This window comes from Phormidium tenue FACHB-1052, from assembly GCF_014696675.1.
Classification (GTDB): domain Bacteria; phylum Cyanobacteriota; class Cyanobacteriia; order Phormidesmidales; family Phormidesmidaceae; genus Nodosilinea; species Nodosilinea tenuis_A.
In genome coordinates, this window is the sequence record NZ_JACJQN010000001.1 from 667,966 (window position 1) to 684,064 (window position 16,099).

Below are 16,099 nucleotides of genomic sequence, written 5' to 3' on the forward strand. Positions count from 1 at the left end.
TGCTTTTTTGTGCGATAGGCTTGGACAAGACGTGATCGCTGCGGCCAGGAAAAAGCTTGGTTATCTTTGCATATCTGCTGGGGTTGGCTACAGGAGTGCTACTGCTATTTTGGCAGCAGCGGCGGCAGCGGTACCGCGAGCGGCGTCTGATCAAGACACTGCAAGCTACCGATTGGCCCACCGCCTTAGGGCAGGTTGAGCAGTTGGTGAAAACCCAGCCTCAGCAGCAGCGGCAGCTGCGATCGCTGGGCACCAGCCGCGATACCCTAGAGCGCATTTTGCAGACGGCTCCCATTGGTTATCTACAGGTCGATGAAGAAAACCAGCTGGTTTGGTGCAACGACCAAGCCAACCGATTGCTCAAGATGAATCAGCCCCTGACCGGGTCAGTGCAGCGCCGCCGTCTGCTGCTAGAGGTAGCCCGCTCCTATGAGCTTGATGCGCTGATCGAAGAAACCCGGGAAAAGCAAACCCACTGCCAGCGTGAGTGGATGCTCTATCAAATTTCGCCGGATCCACTGCATCCCAAAGAAGAGCCCACGTTTCCTCTGCGGGGCTACGCCATTCCCCTCGATGGGGGTGAAGTTGGCGTATTTTTGGAGAACCGCCAGGAGGCGGCGCTGCTGGTGCAGCAGCGCGATCGCTGGACATCTGACGTGGCGCATGAACTCAAGACCCCTCTTACATCCATTCGCCTCGTGGCCGAAACTCTCCAGCCCCGCGTCGATGAGAGCCAACGCCGCTGGCTTGACCGTTTAGTTAACGAAACCATTCGTCTCAGCAATTTAGTCGAAGATCTGCTAAATCTCAGCCGTCTCCAGGGGGATCAGTTTCAGGGCCTGAGCCTCAAGCCTGTCGATTTGCCCCAAATGGTTCAACGGGCCTGGATTAGCCTAGAGCCTCTGGCCGAGGTCAAAGCGCTCAAGCTAGCTTACGATGGCCCCTCCCACCGCCTCGCCAGTCTCGATGAGCCGCTTTTTCACCGGGTGCTGCTAAACCTGATCGACAACGCTATTAAGCACAGCCCCAGTCACGCCACCGTATATATTCGGTTGTTAGAGCCGGGGTCTGCCCTAGCGTTGGATCACGATGCCGAAGATCCAGAGCCAGACACGCTAATTCTTGACGTGATGGATATGGGGCCGGGCTTCAATGCTAAAGATCTGCCCTATATTTTTGACCGCTTTTATCGGGCCGACCCCTCGCGCACCCGCATTGACCCGCTGGTTGGCCTGGTTCCTGTAGATGCCGGAACCACTCCAGAAATTGGCCGGGGTACAGGGCTGGGCCTGGCCATTGTGAGCCAAATTATAGAGGCCCACAATGGCACAATTACCGCCGCCAACCACCCCGATCTGGGTGGCGGCTGGCTGCGGCTGCGGCTGCCGGCTAACCAGTCCGATAGCCTGTTATGAGAGGCGTTTTGTCGCCCTTGACTGCCAGCAAGCTGGCCGAGTTGAGCAGCACCACTTAGCGATCTTAGTAAGAACTTATACTCAGATGCCCTAGATTGCTGCCATAATTGTTAAGCAGGTTGAACAAACCCTGCCGGGGTTACCCTATCTATGCGTCACCACGTCATGGCAGAACGGCTACAAAAAATCCTCTCTCAGTATGGGATTGCCTCCCGACGGCAGGCCGAGCAAATGATTGAGGCTGGGCAGGTACAGGTCAACGGAGTCGTGGCCTATTTGGGCCAGCGGGCTGACCCAAACTGCGATCGCATAGAAGTCAATCGACACCCCCTCCAGGCCCATCATCGGCCTACCCAGCACTATCTACTCCTGCACAAGCCCCTCGGCATGGTGTCTACCTGTGCGGATCCCCAGGAGCGCCCTACCGTGCTAAATGCCCTATCCCCTGAGCTGCAAACCGTCGGCATTCACCCCGTAGGGCGACTCGATGCCTACACAACCGGAGCGCTACTGCTCACCAACGATGGTGACTTCACCTTTCGGCTCACCCATCCCCGCCACGACGTCTCTAAAACCTATCGGGTGTGTCTTGAGGGCCAACTGTCGCCCTCAGCCCTCGACGCTTGGCGACAGGGTATCTGGCTCGATCGCCAACTTACCCGCCCTGCCCAAGTTCGAGTGATTGCCACTCACCCAAACCAAACCCAGCTTGAGGTTATTCTTCAAGAAGGGCGCAACCGGCAAATCCGCCGGGTGGCCAAGGCTCTAGGTTATCGGGTGATAAACTTACACCGAACCGCAGTGGGTTCAGTTACGCTGGGTAACTTAGGTGTGGGGGCTTACAGGGCTTTATCATCTGCCGAAATTGAGGCATTATTAGCTGAGTCATTGGTTCAATCAACCCCTCAGCAAACTGCCTCCGTCACGCTTTAGCTGTTCGCCGTCTTGAGCTAGATTTTCCCTGTATGAAGACAAAAGAGTTGGTTGACCCTAATGCCCTCTACCGAGAACAGCTCTCAGAGCTTGGTGCTCTGCTGCGATCGGCTCGCCAGAACCAGGAGCAAAGCCTGGAGGTCATGGCTGAAAAAACCCTGATTCGCCCTAGCCTATTGACCGCCATTGAACAGGGCGATCTAGATGGGCTGCCCGAACCGGTATACATCCGTGGTCTCCTGCGCCGCTACGGCGATGCTCTCCAACTCGACGGCGAGACCCTAGCAAGTCAGTTTTTTACTCCACCCCGCATTCAGCGAACCTCTTGGAAAGAGACTCCAGCCGCACAACTGCGCCCTTTGCATCTCTATGGTGCCTACTTTGTGCTGCTAGTGGCGGCCATTAGCGGATTGTCCTACGTACTGCGTCAGACAGCCCCAGAGGTGACTGTGTTGCCTCCTTTGAACCCCCTGGAGGGGGTGGAAGCACCGTCTAACCCAAGCTCAAACAATACCCCTACTCCACCTGCCGCCGAGCCTGAGGATCCTCAAGCTCCGATCAAAGTCAAAATGACGCTCACGGCCCAGTCTTGGCTGCGCATTACCTCTGACGGTAGAACGGAGTTTGAAGGCATTTTGCAGCCTGGCGATACCCGTCTATGGACCGCAGACCAGGCCTTAACCGTTCGAGCGGGCAATGCTGGCGCGGTGATGGTCAGCCACAACGACAAACAAGCCGAAGCCCTGGGCCAGCCTGGAATGGTGCGAGAAATCACCTACTCCCCCATTGATGCCATTAGCCTAGCCTGGTAAAAACCTGTTCTGACGGATGCTGACCTCACTTGCCCTATTAAACGGCGCAAGTGGGGTCGATTTTTTGGGGCGATTGAATTAGCCCGACTGATCTGTCTCGTCACCGGCGGCTTGCTGTAAGTCAAAGAGGAGCGGTACGTTGCTGCCTTGACCCATCACCAAGACTCGGGGTACTTGAGCGCCGCCTCCTTTCCAAGCCTCGATCGCCTCCTTTTGCAGAACAAGCTGACCACCCTTGGCCTTTAGGGTTTCAGCGATCAGACGCTGGGCTTCGGCGCGGCCCTTGGCCCGGTTGATTTCGGCCTGGGCTTCTTGTTCTGCCTCTTGGGCGATGTAGACGGCGCGGCGGGCACGCTGCTCGGCAATTTGCTTATCTTCGACGGCCTTGGCAAACTCAGTGGAGAATGTCAGATCAACCACGCTGGTGTCCAGAACCAAAATGCCGTACTTGTCGAGACGAAAGGTTAAGGCATCATCAAAGTCTTGCTTGAGTTCAGACCGCTGGGTAATCGCCTCCTCGACAGTACGGCGGGCAGCCGCGATCTTAAATGACTCCTGGGTCTGAGGTGCCACAATTTTAGACACGATGTTTTCGAGCGTGCCTTGGGTGCGCCGAATATTCACCACCTCAGTGGGGTCAAGGCGAAAGTTGATGGCAAAGCGGCCGGAAAGATCTTGCAGGTCTTTGGTGGAGCTTTGGGCTGGCACCTCAAACTTCTGCACTGTCACGTCGTAGACATCGACTGTAGACACTAGAGGTGGCTTCAAGTGAATGCCTTCTAGCAGCACCCCATCCTGAGATTTGCCGAGGATACTCAGCACCCCAGCTTGGCCTGGGTTAATAATTACAAAACTGCTGGTGACCAGGGCTAAACCCACAATCGTGAGAAAGCTCAGCACCACTGGTGGCCAGTTCAGAGTCGAAGATTTCAACGGATGTTCCTAAATATGCTGCCCTTCTACGGTATCGGCTATTCAGCCAGAACGGGGTAGTTCTTCAGCAAGGCTTCGGATCAGCGCTGCCTGGGCGACGCCGTAGTGCTCAGGCAAGCTGAAGCTACTCGGGCAGGCCGGTGACCGACCCCGACCCAGAGGTTATCTCACCCACCAGGTAGGCCTCGACTTGGTGTTGGGCCAACCAAGCCAGGGCGCGATCGATCTCCTGAGGAGGAACCACTAAAGCAAAGCCCAAGCCCATATTAAACGTGTTGTAGAGAGCGGCGGCGGGCACCTGCCCTGCCTCGGCCAACCAGCTAAACACTGGGGGTACCGGCCAGCTGCCCTCCTGGATATGAATGCTCTGGTCTGGCCCCAGGCAGCGGGGCAGGTTTTCGGGTAGCCCGCCCCCCGTGATGTGAGCCATGCCGTGGATGGTGAGCCCTTCCCGGCGAGCCTTGAGTACAGGCTCTACATAGATGCGGGTGGGGGTGAGAAAGATTTCTCCCAAGCTGTGATTGCCCAAAGCCGGTACGGTTTCGTCCCAGGTGTAGCCAGTATTGGTGGTGTCGGTTCGCTGGCCCTCAGCCACTACCTTGCGCACCAGGCTAAAGCCGTTGCTGTGCACACCGCTGCTGGCTAGGCCAATGATGCGATCGCCCACCTGCACCTGACTACCATCTAAGATCTGAGACTTCTCAACTACACCGACGCAAAACCCCGCTAAGTCATATTCACCTGGGCCATAGAAGCCAGGCATCTCGGCAGTTTCGCCCCCGAGCAGGGCACAGCCGGCCAGCCGACAGCCAGCCACAATGCCCTCTACCACCTCCGCCAGGGCGGCAGGCTCAAGCTTGCCCGTAGCTAAGTAGTCGAGAAAAAATAGCGGTTCTGCCCCGCTGGTAAGGATATCGTTGACGCACATAGCTACCAGATCGATGCCGACGGTGCTGTGGCGCTGGGTGATCTGGGCAATTTTGAGCTTAGTACCCACCCCATCGGTGCCCGACACCAGCACAGGCTCGCGGTAGCCACTGGGTAGCTCGCAGAGGCCGCTGAAGCCTCCCAGGGCTCCTAACACCTCTGGACGGCGGGTGCTGTCTACCAGGGTGCGAATGCGCTGCACAAAGCTACGTCCTGCCTCTACATCTACACCAGCATCCCGATAATCCATGGGGTCAATCTCCTGTGTGGCCAGTCTCTTACCTTAGAAACGGGGGTGAGCTTCGTCAATGGGCAAGGCAGTCAGCAGCGGCGATCGCCCCAATCAAAGCCCTAATTTCCTAGTTTTTGGATCCATAAAGTGCTATTTTTGAGCAGCTATTTAAGGGTTAGGGGGGGTGATTCTGGCCTTAGATAGAGCATCGTCATGAGAGACATTTGGTGACCAAAAGCACGCGTGAAGTTCCAGCAACTTCACGTCTTGTCGACAAACTCTGTCAAATCGCTGAATAGATTGATTAATTTTACATAACTCGGTTGACGCCATAGATAAATAATTTGAAAGTTGAGCGAAGTGGGTTCACACCCGGCAAGCCTAGCTACGATAGCGGGTTGAGCCAGTTACCGTAGGGCAAATACTTTTTTATTTTGTGGCAAAGGGCTAAGCCTGCCGGTAGATGCCCGGATTCGCAATGTCATCTGAACGTGCTAGGTTACATTTCGTCAAAAAAAACCGAAGACCAATTTGCAACGGGTATGGGATTTAAGGCAATTCCTGTGCTGCCTGTTCTGAGTCATTTTCCATGACCAGGATCTATCCCCTGCTCTTCCTGTTGAATTCTTTTGGTGTAAATGAAACATCGCGTATTGGGCGGACTGACGGTTGCCGTCGCTATGTCCGTCTTTGGAGCACCCTTGCCTACCCAGGCCCAGGATAGTGGCGATAACAGTCTCTCTTTGGAGCCAGAACCTGAGCATCATGCCAACATTCTTCCTCAGCTCCCTGAAGCAGGGTCGCCAGCGGACTCTGACCCTTCAGCTTTTGAGCCTAGTGAACCTGACTCAGCGTTATTACTTCAACCCTCCGATTCCACCGACGACATTCTCGAGACAGCCACTGTCTTTCCTCACGCTTTAGATGCCCGCCCAGGCGATGCCGCCGAACCTGACTCAGCACTCTCGCTGCAGCCCCCTGGCTCCGCCAGCGATACGATTGAGACAGCCACTGTCTTTTCCCACGCCCTAGACTCCCGTCAGGCAGCTACCGTCTACATTCGCTCGATTCCGGTTATCACCTTGGTGGGCGGCGAGCTAGAAACGCTGAGTGCCAGCCTTGGCAGCGTTGCCGTAGCCTCAGATGCCCAGGAGCCCCAGCACCGAGCCGAAACGGTTGTGTCTCGTCTACAAGAACTGGCCGCGAACGGCAATGCTGACGCTATTGTGGCCCGTTGGAACAGCGTCGATGAGTCATTTGTGGTGGCTTGGGGAGAGGAACCCCTGATCACCCTGGATGGCGAGACGATCTTGCCCGATACCACCGACAACCCCGGTGAAGACGCACTCCAGATCGCCAATCGACTGCGGCGACTGCTGGGCGATGCCCCTCCCCTGGCTCGGGTCGAGGGTCTACCTGAGCCTCCAGCCCCCGATACCCGAGTGGGCATAGTAACCTCTACTCTCACCGGCATGGCCTCCTGGTATGGGCCTGGGTTCCATGGGCGACGCAGCGCTAGCGGTGAGGTGTTTAACCAAAACGACCTAACCGCTGCCCATCGCACTTTGCCTTTTGGCACTCGAGTCCGGGTGACTAACGTATCTACGGGACAGTCTGTGGTGGTGCGGATCAACGATCGCGGCCCTTTCAGCCACGGTCGAGTCATCGACCTCTCGGCGGCGGCGGCCTCTAACATTGGGTTGAGAGCCAGCGGCGTGGCACGCGTGCAGCTAGATGTACTGTCGGCTGAGTAGTTGATCTGACCACCTTGGCGGCTCTAGAGCTTGACCTTTGAGGGGTTGAGCTAGCCCTCTCCACCGACTCGGTTGGAGAGGGCTTTTGACGGCCTGCCCTAGCATTGGCGCTACCAAAGAGCTGAAGTAAAGTCATAGCTAAAGCAGGGCACTGGCAATATGCCCATGACTCTAAATCTGGTACGGTATTACCTTTGGAGCGAGGTGGCCAGAAGTTCAGCTGTCACACACTCACGCAGTAGAGGGTAGAAGATTGTGCGAGTACTCAAGACGGTTGAAGGGGTAAAATGCTATTTGGCCCAAGTACGCCGCGAGCAAAACGCAGACGGCGTAACCGTAGGGTTAGTCCCCACTATGGGCAATCTGCACCAAGGCCATTTCAGTCTGATTGAACGGGCTCGGCTAGAGAACTCGGTGGTTGTAGTCAGCATTTTTGTGAATCCGCTGCAATTTGGCCCCCACGAAGATTTGGCTCGTTACCCCCACACCCCCGAGCAAGACCTGCATCTGTGTGAAGAGGCTGGGGTCGATGCGGTGTTTATGCCTACCGCCACGGCCTTCTACGGCGCTGCTCAGCCCCAGGCCGACGCCATGACTCGGGTGATGCCGCCAAAGGCGATGGTGACCGTACTGTGCGGCCCTCACCGGCTGGGTCACTTTGAGGGGGTGGCTACGGTGGTGACTAAGTTGTTGAGCTTGGTGGCTCCCGATCGCGCCTACTTTGGCTACAAAGACGCTCAACAACTGGCCATTCTCAAGCGCTTGGCTCGCGATCTCAACCTGCCCGGTCAAATGGTGGGTTGCCCTACGGTGCGCGAGGCGAGTGGGTTGGCTCTAAGCTCCCGCAACAGCTACTTGAGCGAGGTCGAGCGGCAGCAGGCGGCAGTGATCTATAGAGGGCTATTGGCAGCCCAGCAGTGCTTTCAATCCGGTGAGCGGCTAAGTTCGGCTCTGACTGCGGCTGTGGATGCTGAACTGGCCCAGGAGCCTGATCTGAGGCCCCAGTATGTGGAACTGGTACACCCCGAAACCCTGCAACCCCTGGAGCAGGTGGAGACCTTAGGCATGTTGGCGGTGGCGGCTCACCTGGGTATGACAAGGCTAATTGACAATATTTTGCTGCGCGATCGCCAGCCGATTGTGGCCATTGATGGGCCAGCTGGGGCCGGTAAGTCAACGGTGGCTCGCCAGGTGGCTCAACGGCTCAACCTGCTTTACCTCGACAGCGGCGCGATGTATCGGGCGGTGACTTGGCTGGTCTTAGAGCGGGGCATCGACGTGCAGGACGAGGTTGCGATCGCAGAACTCGTGCAGGACTGCGAACTTCGGCTAGAGGCCTCAGGTCATGACGCTGCCTTTGCTGCCTACCCCAGCCGCATCTGGCTCAACGGTCAGGAAGTGACCCAGGCCATTCGCAGCGCGGCTGTCACGGCTGCAGTCTCGGCGGTGTCAGCCCAACCCACGGTGCGCGAGATTCTTCTGCACCAGCAGCAGCAGTATGGCGTCTCAGGCGGCGTTGTCATGGAAGGCCGCGACATCGGTACCCAGGTATTTCCCCAAGCGGAGCTGAAAATTTTTCTCACCGCGTCGGTGGGTGAACGGGCTCGCCGCCGCCAGCGCGACCTGGCTGCCCAAGATCAACCAGGCGTATCCCTTATCGACCTAGAGCGGGCCATCGACGAGCGCGATCGCAAAGACAGCAGTCGCCGAGTGTCGCCCCTGCGTCAGGCCGATGACGCGATCGCCCTCAACACCGATGGCCTCTCCATCGAAGATGTGGTGAACAAAATAGTTCAGCTATTTGAATCGAGAGTAAGGCCATGAGCATCACTGGAACCACCCAAATCCTCGGTATTATTGGCGACCCGGTTACCCACTCCCTGTCGCCGGTCATGCACAATGCTGCGCTGGCAGAGCTTGGCGCTGATTATGTCTATGTACCCTTTCCGGTTTTGGCAGACGGGCTTGAGGCGGCGATCGCAGGCTTTGCCGCCACTGGGGTGCAGGGATTCAGTATCACCATTCCCCACAAGCAGGCCATTCTGCCTCTGTTGGCAACGATGACTGACGAGGCTCAGGCGGTAGGAGCCGTTAACACGGTGTGGCGCACCGAGCAAGGTTGGGCCGGTACCAATACTGACGTAGCCGGGTTTGTGGCCCCGCTCAAGGCATTCAGACCTTGGGCTGGATGCACGGTCTTAGTCTTGGGCAACGGCGGGGCCGCCAGGGCCGTAGTGGCGGGCTGTGCGCAGCTGGGATTTGAATCGGTGCAGGTGGTAGGTCGCAGGGCCGCAGCTCTGGATGTCTTTCAGCAGGGCTGGGTCAATTCACCTCTGCACCCTCCGCTCACGGTTCATTCCTGGGAATCGTTACCGACCTTGCTGCCCACCGCCGATCTGATTGTTAATACCACTCCCCTGGGCATGCACACCACCGCCGGGCAGACGCCCTTAGCCCCAGAGGATCTGGCTTTGGCTCCGTCCCATGCTGTAGTCTACGACTTGATCTATACACCCAGGCCTACTCAATTGCTGACTCTGGCCGACCAGCGGGGACTGGCCACCTTAGACGGTCTAGAAATGCTGGTGCAGCAGGGGGCAGCAGCTCTGGAGATTTGGCTGGACTGCCCAGTGCCCGTCGCTACGATGCGCCAGGCCTTAGTTGATTGGTTGGCGCGGTAGCTAAAGGTCTGAGGCGGCTTCCTGCGGTGTAGAACGGTTGAATCGCTTGACTCGCCTAGGTCATACTGAGCCCAAAGGCGATCGCTCTCTCAGGGCAAGAAGGTTCTAGGACGAGCAGCCATATCCTCAGCCTTGGCTACTTCATGCCCAAAGCCGTTGTGGGTGAGTAAGTGCTGAATGACCCCAGCCATAATCTTTTGCATAGCCGCGTCGTTGCCGCTGTGGTCGAGAGTAGCGGTGATGATGTAACGCTGGCCGCTCACCCTAACCGCTGTAGTGGTGCCCAGCACCTTCGAATTGCGTCCGGTCTTTTCGCCCAGCCAGTCAACGGGGGAATACACAGCCGTGTGGCCTAGATTGCGATCGCGCTGGTTGGCCAACGCCGCTTCTACCAGGTCGGCTCCCAAAAACTCTCGGTTGTAGATCGCCACCATCATGTCAGTCAGCTCGTCAGTGGTAATGACGTTAGGAGCGTTACCAGCATTGGCTGGGTGGGTCGATTCTCCCACCAGCTTGCTGGTAACGCGGGTCGCTTGATACCCTCGGCTGTGCAGACTGTGGTTAACACCATGCCACCCGATGTAGTCAATTAGCTGGTTGGTGGCGATATTGCCGCTAGCGCTAATCATGTCGGCCATGATCTGCTCTAGGGAATATTCGGTTCTGACCCAGATAGAACCGGCATCCTCAGTCCAGTTGCTGGGGTTTACCCAGAGCAGGGTGTTGGGGGCAATGCCCTCCTGGTGAAGCTTGGCCATAAGGGCGATCGCCACCGGCACTTTAATCAGGCTGGCAGGGCTAGCTGGCGGCAGGTGTCCCTGCCAGCGTCGGCACTCTCGCCGCAGCGAGCACACGGTCAAGCGTACCCGCGAGGCCAGACCAGTTTGTTCGACGATGGGCTTTAGAAAAGCCGATTGGGCCGTGTCGTAGTGATAAGCCGCGATCGCCCGCTGCTGCTCATACTGCTGTTTTTGAGCCGCTGCCTGGGTTTCACCAAAGGTGTTGGGTGGAATCTGGTTCAGCGCCGCTACGGCTTTGTCCCAGTGGGTGTAGGCAGTAGCCAGCTCTGTGGCAGAGAGGGCGGCGGGGTTACCCAGGGCGATCGCCGCCGCCGCCTGCTCGGCTCGCTGCTGAAGCTGTCGGGCGGTTTCTTCTTGCTGTAGACGATAGTTAATGGTTCCTAGCTGGGTCAGCACATCGGCAGGCGGGGGCTCAACCCCAGAGCGAGTTGCCACCGTTACGGTGGGGTAATGGCTGAGTTCACCCCCCAGGCGATCGCGCAGACGATACAGCTCTGCCAAGGTTTCAACCTTGGGTAGGACGGCTGTGGCCTGAGAGTTCTGCTCAGGTGCCGCCACCGGAAACTTGGGCAGCGCCACATTGGCCATCAAAATACCCACTATCACTGTGGGCTTTAACAACTGCAACCAGACAGAATGCATTGCTCCCCGATCCTGAATACAGTATCGAGGTTGCCTAGGGCAACCAGATAGTAGGCAATTTAAGCCCTCTCTGAGCCAAAAAATGCCAGCCAAGGCACAGAAACTCGATTTTTGACGCTTAGCTGCGGGTTGGTGCCAGATTTTGCTGCAAAATCGCCTGCCAGCTAGCACTCAAGTCGTCATCGCTGCGGTGAGCCTCCCAGGGGCCAGCATCGAAACCAGCGATGCTCCACTCCCCAGTAATATGATCCCCGTCTTCAGACACCGTGCCTGTGTAATCGATGGCGGCTTGCCCCCGACCCAAATAGCGCTTGACAAACCGTACCTGGCGACCCACTACGGTGCCGCTGAGTTGGGCCTCGCCCAGATAGCCGCTGTCGAGAATGCTGCCGCTCAGAGCATTGCCCCCCTGCACCAGGGTGGCCTCAAAGCGGGTTGGGGTATCCCGCTGCCAGTAGGTGCCTAGCCACATGCCGCTCAAATCTGCCATTGCCCACCTTACATGCATAGCCTTACACGTACAATTTAAATACTGCGCAACCCTAGGAGTCTCTCCCCATTTACACCCGTCCCCTAGCTCGACTGATCGAAGAATTCCAGCGGCTGCCGGGGGTTGGCCCTAAGTCAGCCCAGCGGCTGGCGCTGCACGTTCTCAAGCGCCCCCAAACCGAGGTGCAGGCTTTGGCCCAGGCGCTCCTAGAGGCCAAAGCCCAGGTGGGGCAGTGCTCGGTGTGCTTTCACCTGTCCGCCGACCCGGTGTGCGACATCTGCCGGGCTACCAATCGCGACCCCCAGACCCTCTGCGTGGTGGCCGACTCGCGAGACGTCATTGCCATTGAGAAAACCCGCGAATATCGAGGCCGTTACCATGTGCTGGGCGGGCTGATCTCGCCGATGGATGGCATTGGCCCCGAGCAGCTAAACATTGGCCCCCTGGTGCACCGAGTCAGCAAAGAGAGCACCCGAGAAGTGATTATGGCCATTAGCCCCAGCATTGAGGGCGACACCACTACGCTCTACGTAGGCCAATTGCTAAAGCCCTTTACTCGGGTAACGCGCATCGCCTTTGGCCTGCCTATGGGAGGCGATTTAGAATATGCCGACGAGGTCACCCTAGCTCGGGCCTTAGAGGGGCGCCGAGATCTAGACTAGGCCAAGATTTAGCTAGGTCTTATACAATTCTGAACCTGTTTTGGGTTGCCCAGCCCGTAGGTTAGATTAGGGATGATAAGCCCTTTGCCGTGGGTTGAGTGTTTTAGGGCTTGCTGGGCGAGGTGGTTCTCGGCACTCACGCAATTGTTTACCGCCAGGCACTGATGGGAGTTTTTCTCTATTTTTTACGGCATGGCCAAACAGCCTATAGCCTCACAGGGGGCTACTGTGGCACGCCTGAAAACGACCCCGGGCTAACTCCTGAGGGGATGGCCATGGCCCAGGAGTTTGCCGAAACCTACGCCCATCTGCCCTGGAGCGCCGCCTACGTCAGCCCTCTGCGGCGGGCGGTCGAGACAGCTCGACCGCTGTGTGAGGTGTTGAACTTAGAGATGCGGCTGCGCGACGGGCTGCGCGAGGTGATGTATGGCCGCTGGGAAGGCATGCACCCGACCGCTGTTGACCGCGATCACCACGACGAGTATGTAGCTTGGCTAACTGACCCAGCCTGGTATGCCCCAGTCGGGGGCGAACGCGCTGTAGACATCGCCCGGCGGTCGGCCCAGGTGCTGGATGAAATCGAGCGCACCCATCCCAGTGGCCACATCTTGCTCGTGTCTCATAAGGCCACTATTCGCATTATGCTCTGCACTCTGCTAGGCATTGATGTGGGCCGCTACCGCGATCGCATGGATATGCCGGTTGCCGCCGTAAGCGTAGTCGAGCTGGGCTCGCGGGGGCCGCTGTTCCACACGATTGGCGATCGCTCTCACCTGAGCGACCAGCTGCGATCGCTCCCCTCCACCTGAGGTCAAGTGCCCTATGCCCCTGAGGCTTTACCTACTCCGCAACGCTGAAACCGAGTACTGCCGCACGGGTCGCTACTGTAGCCAAGATGGGGTAGCGCTGACGGCCCAGGGTCAGCAGATGGCCGACTATTTTGCCAAGGCCTACCACCATCTCGACTGGAAGGCGGTTTTTTGTAGCCCGCTCAGTCATGCCGCCGCTACCGTGCAGCCCCTGTGCCAAATTACGGGGCTGACGGTACAGCGTCGCGATCATTTGCGGGAACTGGCCTTTGGGCAGTGGGAGGGTATGGCTCCCGCCGAGGTCAACACGGCATTCCACGATGACTACATTCGCTGGCTGGCTGACCCCGCCTGGAATACGCCCACCGAGGGTGAAAAGGCCATGCAGGTAGCCCGCCGCAGTTCCGATGTGCTGGCCGAAATCGAAGAGGCCTATCCCGACGGCAATGTGCTGATCGTGTCCCACAAGGCCACCCTGCGGATTATGCTGTGCACCCTACTGGGCATTGATGTCGGGCGATACCGCGATCGCCTGGCTATGCCCGTTAGTGCCGTGTCGCTAGTTGAGCTGATGGAGTATGGCCCCTTTGTGCGCCAGCTCAACGACTGTGCCCATTTGCCCCTTCACCTGCGCCGCCCCTGGGCAGGCAACGGCTCTGACAGCTAAGAAGATGATTGCAACCGGCAGCTCTATCTGTGGGTAGATGGCGCTGGCTATAGACCCCAGAGAGATTGGTGATTGAGTGTGATCGCCCCGACCGCGATCGTTTTATGTCAAATCTGAGTTGGTCATTTGCTTCGGTATTTATGGTGTTTACTCGGTTTACCGCTACTTGGGTGCCCTGCCTTGCCTTGATTGCCCTGGGCAGCTGCGCTTCAGCCCCTAGTCCCACGATCCCGAATTCGAGGGACACAGCCCAAGTCGAATCGCCGGCTCCTGAGAGTTCTCCTACAGAGGCAGTGGTGAATAGTGTCGAGCCAGTTACCGTTGTAGACGGCCTAGAGCATCCTTGGAGCATGGTCTGGCTGCCCGATGGCGATATGCTCATTACCGAGCGTCCTGGACGTCTGCGCCGGGTCAGCAACGGCACCCTAGACCCTACCCCCATCGCCGGGCTTCCTGAGGTATTGGCCTTTCGCCAGGGGGGACTACTAGACATTGCCCTGCATCCCGAGTTTGAAGACAATGGTCTTATCTACCTGGCCTACGCCGATGGCACCCAGCAGGCCAACCGTACCCAGGTGGCCCGGGCGAGGCTAGAGGGCAATACCCTCACCGACTGGACGGTGATTTTTACCAACAACCGCGACAAAGCAGACGGCCAGCACTTTGGCTCACGCCTGCTGTGGCTACCCGACGGCACGCTGTTGGTGGCCCTGGGGGATGGTGGTAATCCCCCGCTACAACTCGACGGCGAGCTCATCCGTAACCAGGCCCAAAACCGTCAGACCCTTCTAGGTTCGGTGGTGCGCCTCACCGACGAGGGAGAAGCCCCTAGCGACAATCCCTTTGTGAATGACTCAGGTGCCAACCCGCTGATTTGGAGCTACGGTCACCGAAACATTCAGGGCCTAGCCCTTGACCCTGAAACCGATCAGGTGTGGTCCACAGAGCACGGCTCTCGGGGTGGGGACGAACTCAACCGCTTGGAGTCAGGCAAAAACTACGGCTGGCCAGTGGTGACCTACAGTGAGGAGTATTCCGGTGGCCCGGTTTCTACGGAGCGATCGCGTCCAGATATGGTAGATCCTCTCACCTACTGGACGCCCTCTATTGCGCCCTCAGGGCTGGCAGTCTATCGGGGCGATCGCTATCCCCAGTGGCAAGGGCAGCTATTTGCCGGTGGGCTAGTCTCCCAGGATGTGCGCCGCATCGAGGTGGATGCCAATGGTGCCGTAGTCGATCAGGTTTCAATTCCCATTGGTCAGCGGGTGCGCGATGTGCGCCAAGGGCCTGATGGCTTTCTCTATGTCCTGACCGACGACCCCAATGGTCGCCTAGTGCGTCTGGAACCAGCCTCCTAGAGAGCTTCAACACGTAGACTCTGCTAACGCAAAGGGCATTCCGGATGGGATGCCCTTGCGACTTTCAACTTTGGGCTAGCTATTCTTTAAGCGTAGCTCCGATAAGCGTGGCTCCGGCCCACTGCTCACCCCCTCACAGCAAACGGTAATTGTGTGGTTGAGCGATCGCGGCATTGAGCTACGGGCGAAGGTCTTGCTGAAATACTTCAATTCAATTGCCTAATAGCCACTCTCTTGGACGAGAACCTATCCTGAAACGCTTCCTCGCCAAAGCTCCTTGCGAAGCTAGGCAGCGTAGTCAAACACCGCGTCCAGATACAGACGATTGATGCGGCGATCGCTAATGCCGTTCTGCATCAAAAAGAGTGACAGCGCCGCGCAGAATACCCGATGTTGACTCCACGATGGGTGGGCCTCTACATAGTCACGCATGGCCTCAAACAACTCCTCCGGCACCTCTACACTGAGGCTAATTCTCGATGCCATAGCCGCCATTGATTGCTCACTCATCTCCACTTCCCCAATCTGACACTAGACAGCAAAACAAAGCCCCCACCAACTGTTTAACAAGCTGGATCCCTTGCTGAAAGGGATTGTAAAGCCTGTAGACGAGCTGGAACAGAAGCGCTGTATAAGCTGGTCGCACCATTGTCACCAGAGGGCAGGGGGATGTCAATCTTGCCAACTCCTCCCCGATCCGCTATTCCCTATTTCTGGCAAACGAAGCCTCAAGGGTTTCAGCGATCCCCGGCTGAGCTAGCCGTAACCACCCACACCTAAGCGATCTAATGTACCTGTGGAGAAGTCCAATCCCCAGGTCGGGTCTAAATGACTACTCCGTCGTTCATTTCTGGGGAAAACTCTGCCAAAACTGGGGAAAACCCTGGGGAAAACCTGAGAAGAAAAAGAAAAAATATAAAATCCAGCAGAGCTGCAAATTTTAATCGTCTAGGCGGACAAAGTGTCAGCATGTTTTGCAGGTTA

At 57.5% G+C, this 16,099-nt stretch carries 15 protein-coding genes; 10 read left to right on the top strand and 5 right to left on the bottom strand.

The annotated features are described in order from the left end of the window. The first annotated feature begins 56 nt into the window (after positions 1 to 56). The 3 genes from H6G07_RS03080 (at position 57) to H6G07_RS03090 (ending at position 3,160) form a co-directional block, all read left to right on the top strand. Complete coding sequence (locus H6G07_RS03080) at positions 57 to 1,415, top strand: sensor histidine kinase (protein ID WP_073606482.1); 1,359 nt, start codon at positions 57 to 59, stop codon at positions 1,413 to 1,415. Positions 1,416 to 1,565: 150 nt separating this feature from the next. Then, positions 1,566 to 2,348 (top strand): pseudouridine synthase, encoded by a 783-nt coding sequence (locus tag H6G07_RS03085; protein ID WP_518518783.1) that lies wholly within the window; start codon positions 1,566 to 1,568, stop codon positions 2,346 to 2,348. A 32-nt stretch (positions 2,349 to 2,380) separates the two neighbouring features. Then, complete coding sequence (locus H6G07_RS03090) at positions 2,381 to 3,160, top strand: helix-turn-helix domain-containing protein (RefSeq protein ID WP_073606480.1); 780 nt, start codon at positions 2,381 to 2,383, stop codon at positions 3,158 to 3,160. A gap of 78 nt (positions 3,161 to 3,238) precedes the next feature. On the opposite strand, the gene H6G07_RS03095 is transcribed toward H6G07_RS03090, so the two are convergent. Next, positions 3,239 to 4,063, bottom strand: coding sequence for a prohibitin family protein (locus H6G07_RS03095; protein WP_338420677.1), 825 nt, complete (start codon positions 4,061 to 4,063; stop codon positions 3,239 to 3,241). A 154-nt stretch (positions 4,064 to 4,217) separates the two neighbouring features. Then, positions 4,218 to 5,270 (bottom strand): phosphoribosylformylglycinamidine cyclo-ligase, encoded by a 1,053-nt coding sequence (gene purM / locus H6G07_RS03100; RefSeq protein ID WP_073606478.1) that lies wholly within the window; start codon positions 5,268 to 5,270, stop codon positions 4,218 to 4,220. Positions 5,271 to 5,890: 620 nt separating this feature from the next. On the opposite strand from purM, the gene H6G07_RS03105 reads away from it, so the two are divergent. From H6G07_RS03105 to H6G07_RS03115, 3 genes are all read left to right on the top strand, one after another. Next, a complete protein-coding gene (locus H6G07_RS03105; protein WP_084172816.1) occupies positions 5,891 to 7,006 on the top strand; it encodes a septal ring lytic transglycosylase RlpA family protein in 1,116 nt (371 codons plus the stop codon). A 255-nt stretch (positions 7,007 to 7,261) separates the two neighbouring features. Then, positions 7,262 to 8,830, top strand: coding sequence for a bifunctional pantoate--beta-alanine ligase/(d)CMP kinase (locus H6G07_RS03110; RefSeq protein WP_073606477.1), 1,569 nt, complete (start codon positions 7,262 to 7,264; stop codon positions 8,828 to 8,830). Next, the gene (locus H6G07_RS03115) at positions 8,827 to 9,687 is read left to right on the top strand and encodes a shikimate dehydrogenase (protein ID WP_073606476.1); all 861 of its coding nucleotides are present in this window, start codon (positions 8,827 to 8,829) and stop codon (positions 9,685 to 9,687) included. Before H6G07_RS03110 ends, H6G07_RS03115 begins: the two co-directional genes overlap by 4 nt. A gap of 89 nt (positions 9,688 to 9,776) precedes the next feature. On the opposite strand, the gene H6G07_RS03120 is transcribed toward H6G07_RS03115, so the two are convergent. After that, on the bottom strand, positions 9,777 to 11,129 hold the full coding sequence (locus H6G07_RS03120; protein WP_073606475.1) for a serine hydrolase: 1,353 nt from the start codon (positions 11,127 to 11,129) through the stop codon (positions 9,777 to 9,779). A gap of 118 nt (positions 11,130 to 11,247) precedes the next feature. Beyond that, the gene (locus tag H6G07_RS03125; RefSeq protein ID WP_073606474.1) at positions 11,248 to 11,619 is read right to left on the bottom strand and encodes a hypothetical protein; all 372 of its coding nucleotides are present in this window, start codon (positions 11,617 to 11,619) and stop codon (positions 11,248 to 11,250) included. 68 nt (positions 11,620 to 11,687) lie between these two features. Here H6G07_RS03125 and recR point away from each other — a divergent pair, with 68 nt between their 5' ends. From recR to H6G07_RS03145, 4 genes are all read left to right on the top strand, one after another. Further along, on the top strand, positions 11,688 to 12,281 hold the full coding sequence (gene recR / locus H6G07_RS03130; protein WP_073606473.1) for a recombination mediator RecR: 594 nt from the start codon (positions 11,688 to 11,690) through the stop codon (positions 12,279 to 12,281). A 164-nt stretch (positions 12,282 to 12,445) separates the two neighbouring features. Next, a complete protein-coding gene (locus H6G07_RS03135; RefSeq protein WP_073607010.1) occupies positions 12,446 to 13,090 on the top strand; it encodes a histidine phosphatase family protein in 645 nt (214 codons plus the stop codon). 13 nt (positions 13,091 to 13,103) lie between these two features. After that, positions 13,104 to 13,757 carry a histidine phosphatase family protein gene (locus H6G07_RS03140; RefSeq protein WP_073606472.1) on the top strand — a complete coding sequence of 218 codons (654 nt, stop codon included), beginning with the start codon at positions 13,104 to 13,106 and terminating at the stop codon, positions 13,755 to 13,757. Positions 13,758 to 14,053: 296 nt separating this feature from the next. Then, the gene (locus H6G07_RS03145; RefSeq protein WP_244901892.1) at positions 14,054 to 15,115 is read left to right on the top strand and encodes a PQQ-dependent sugar dehydrogenase; all 1,062 of its coding nucleotides are present in this window, start codon (positions 14,054 to 14,056) and stop codon (positions 15,113 to 15,115) included. Between the two features lie 285 nt (positions 15,116 to 15,400). On the opposite strand, the gene H6G07_RS03150 is transcribed toward H6G07_RS03145, so the two are convergent. Continuing rightward, the gene (locus tag H6G07_RS03150; RefSeq protein ID WP_084172815.1) at positions 15,401 to 15,625 is read right to left on the bottom strand and encodes a DUF2811 domain-containing protein; all 225 of its coding nucleotides are present in this window, start codon (positions 15,623 to 15,625) and stop codon (positions 15,401 to 15,403) included. Positions 15,626 to 16,099 lie beyond the last annotated feature (474 nt).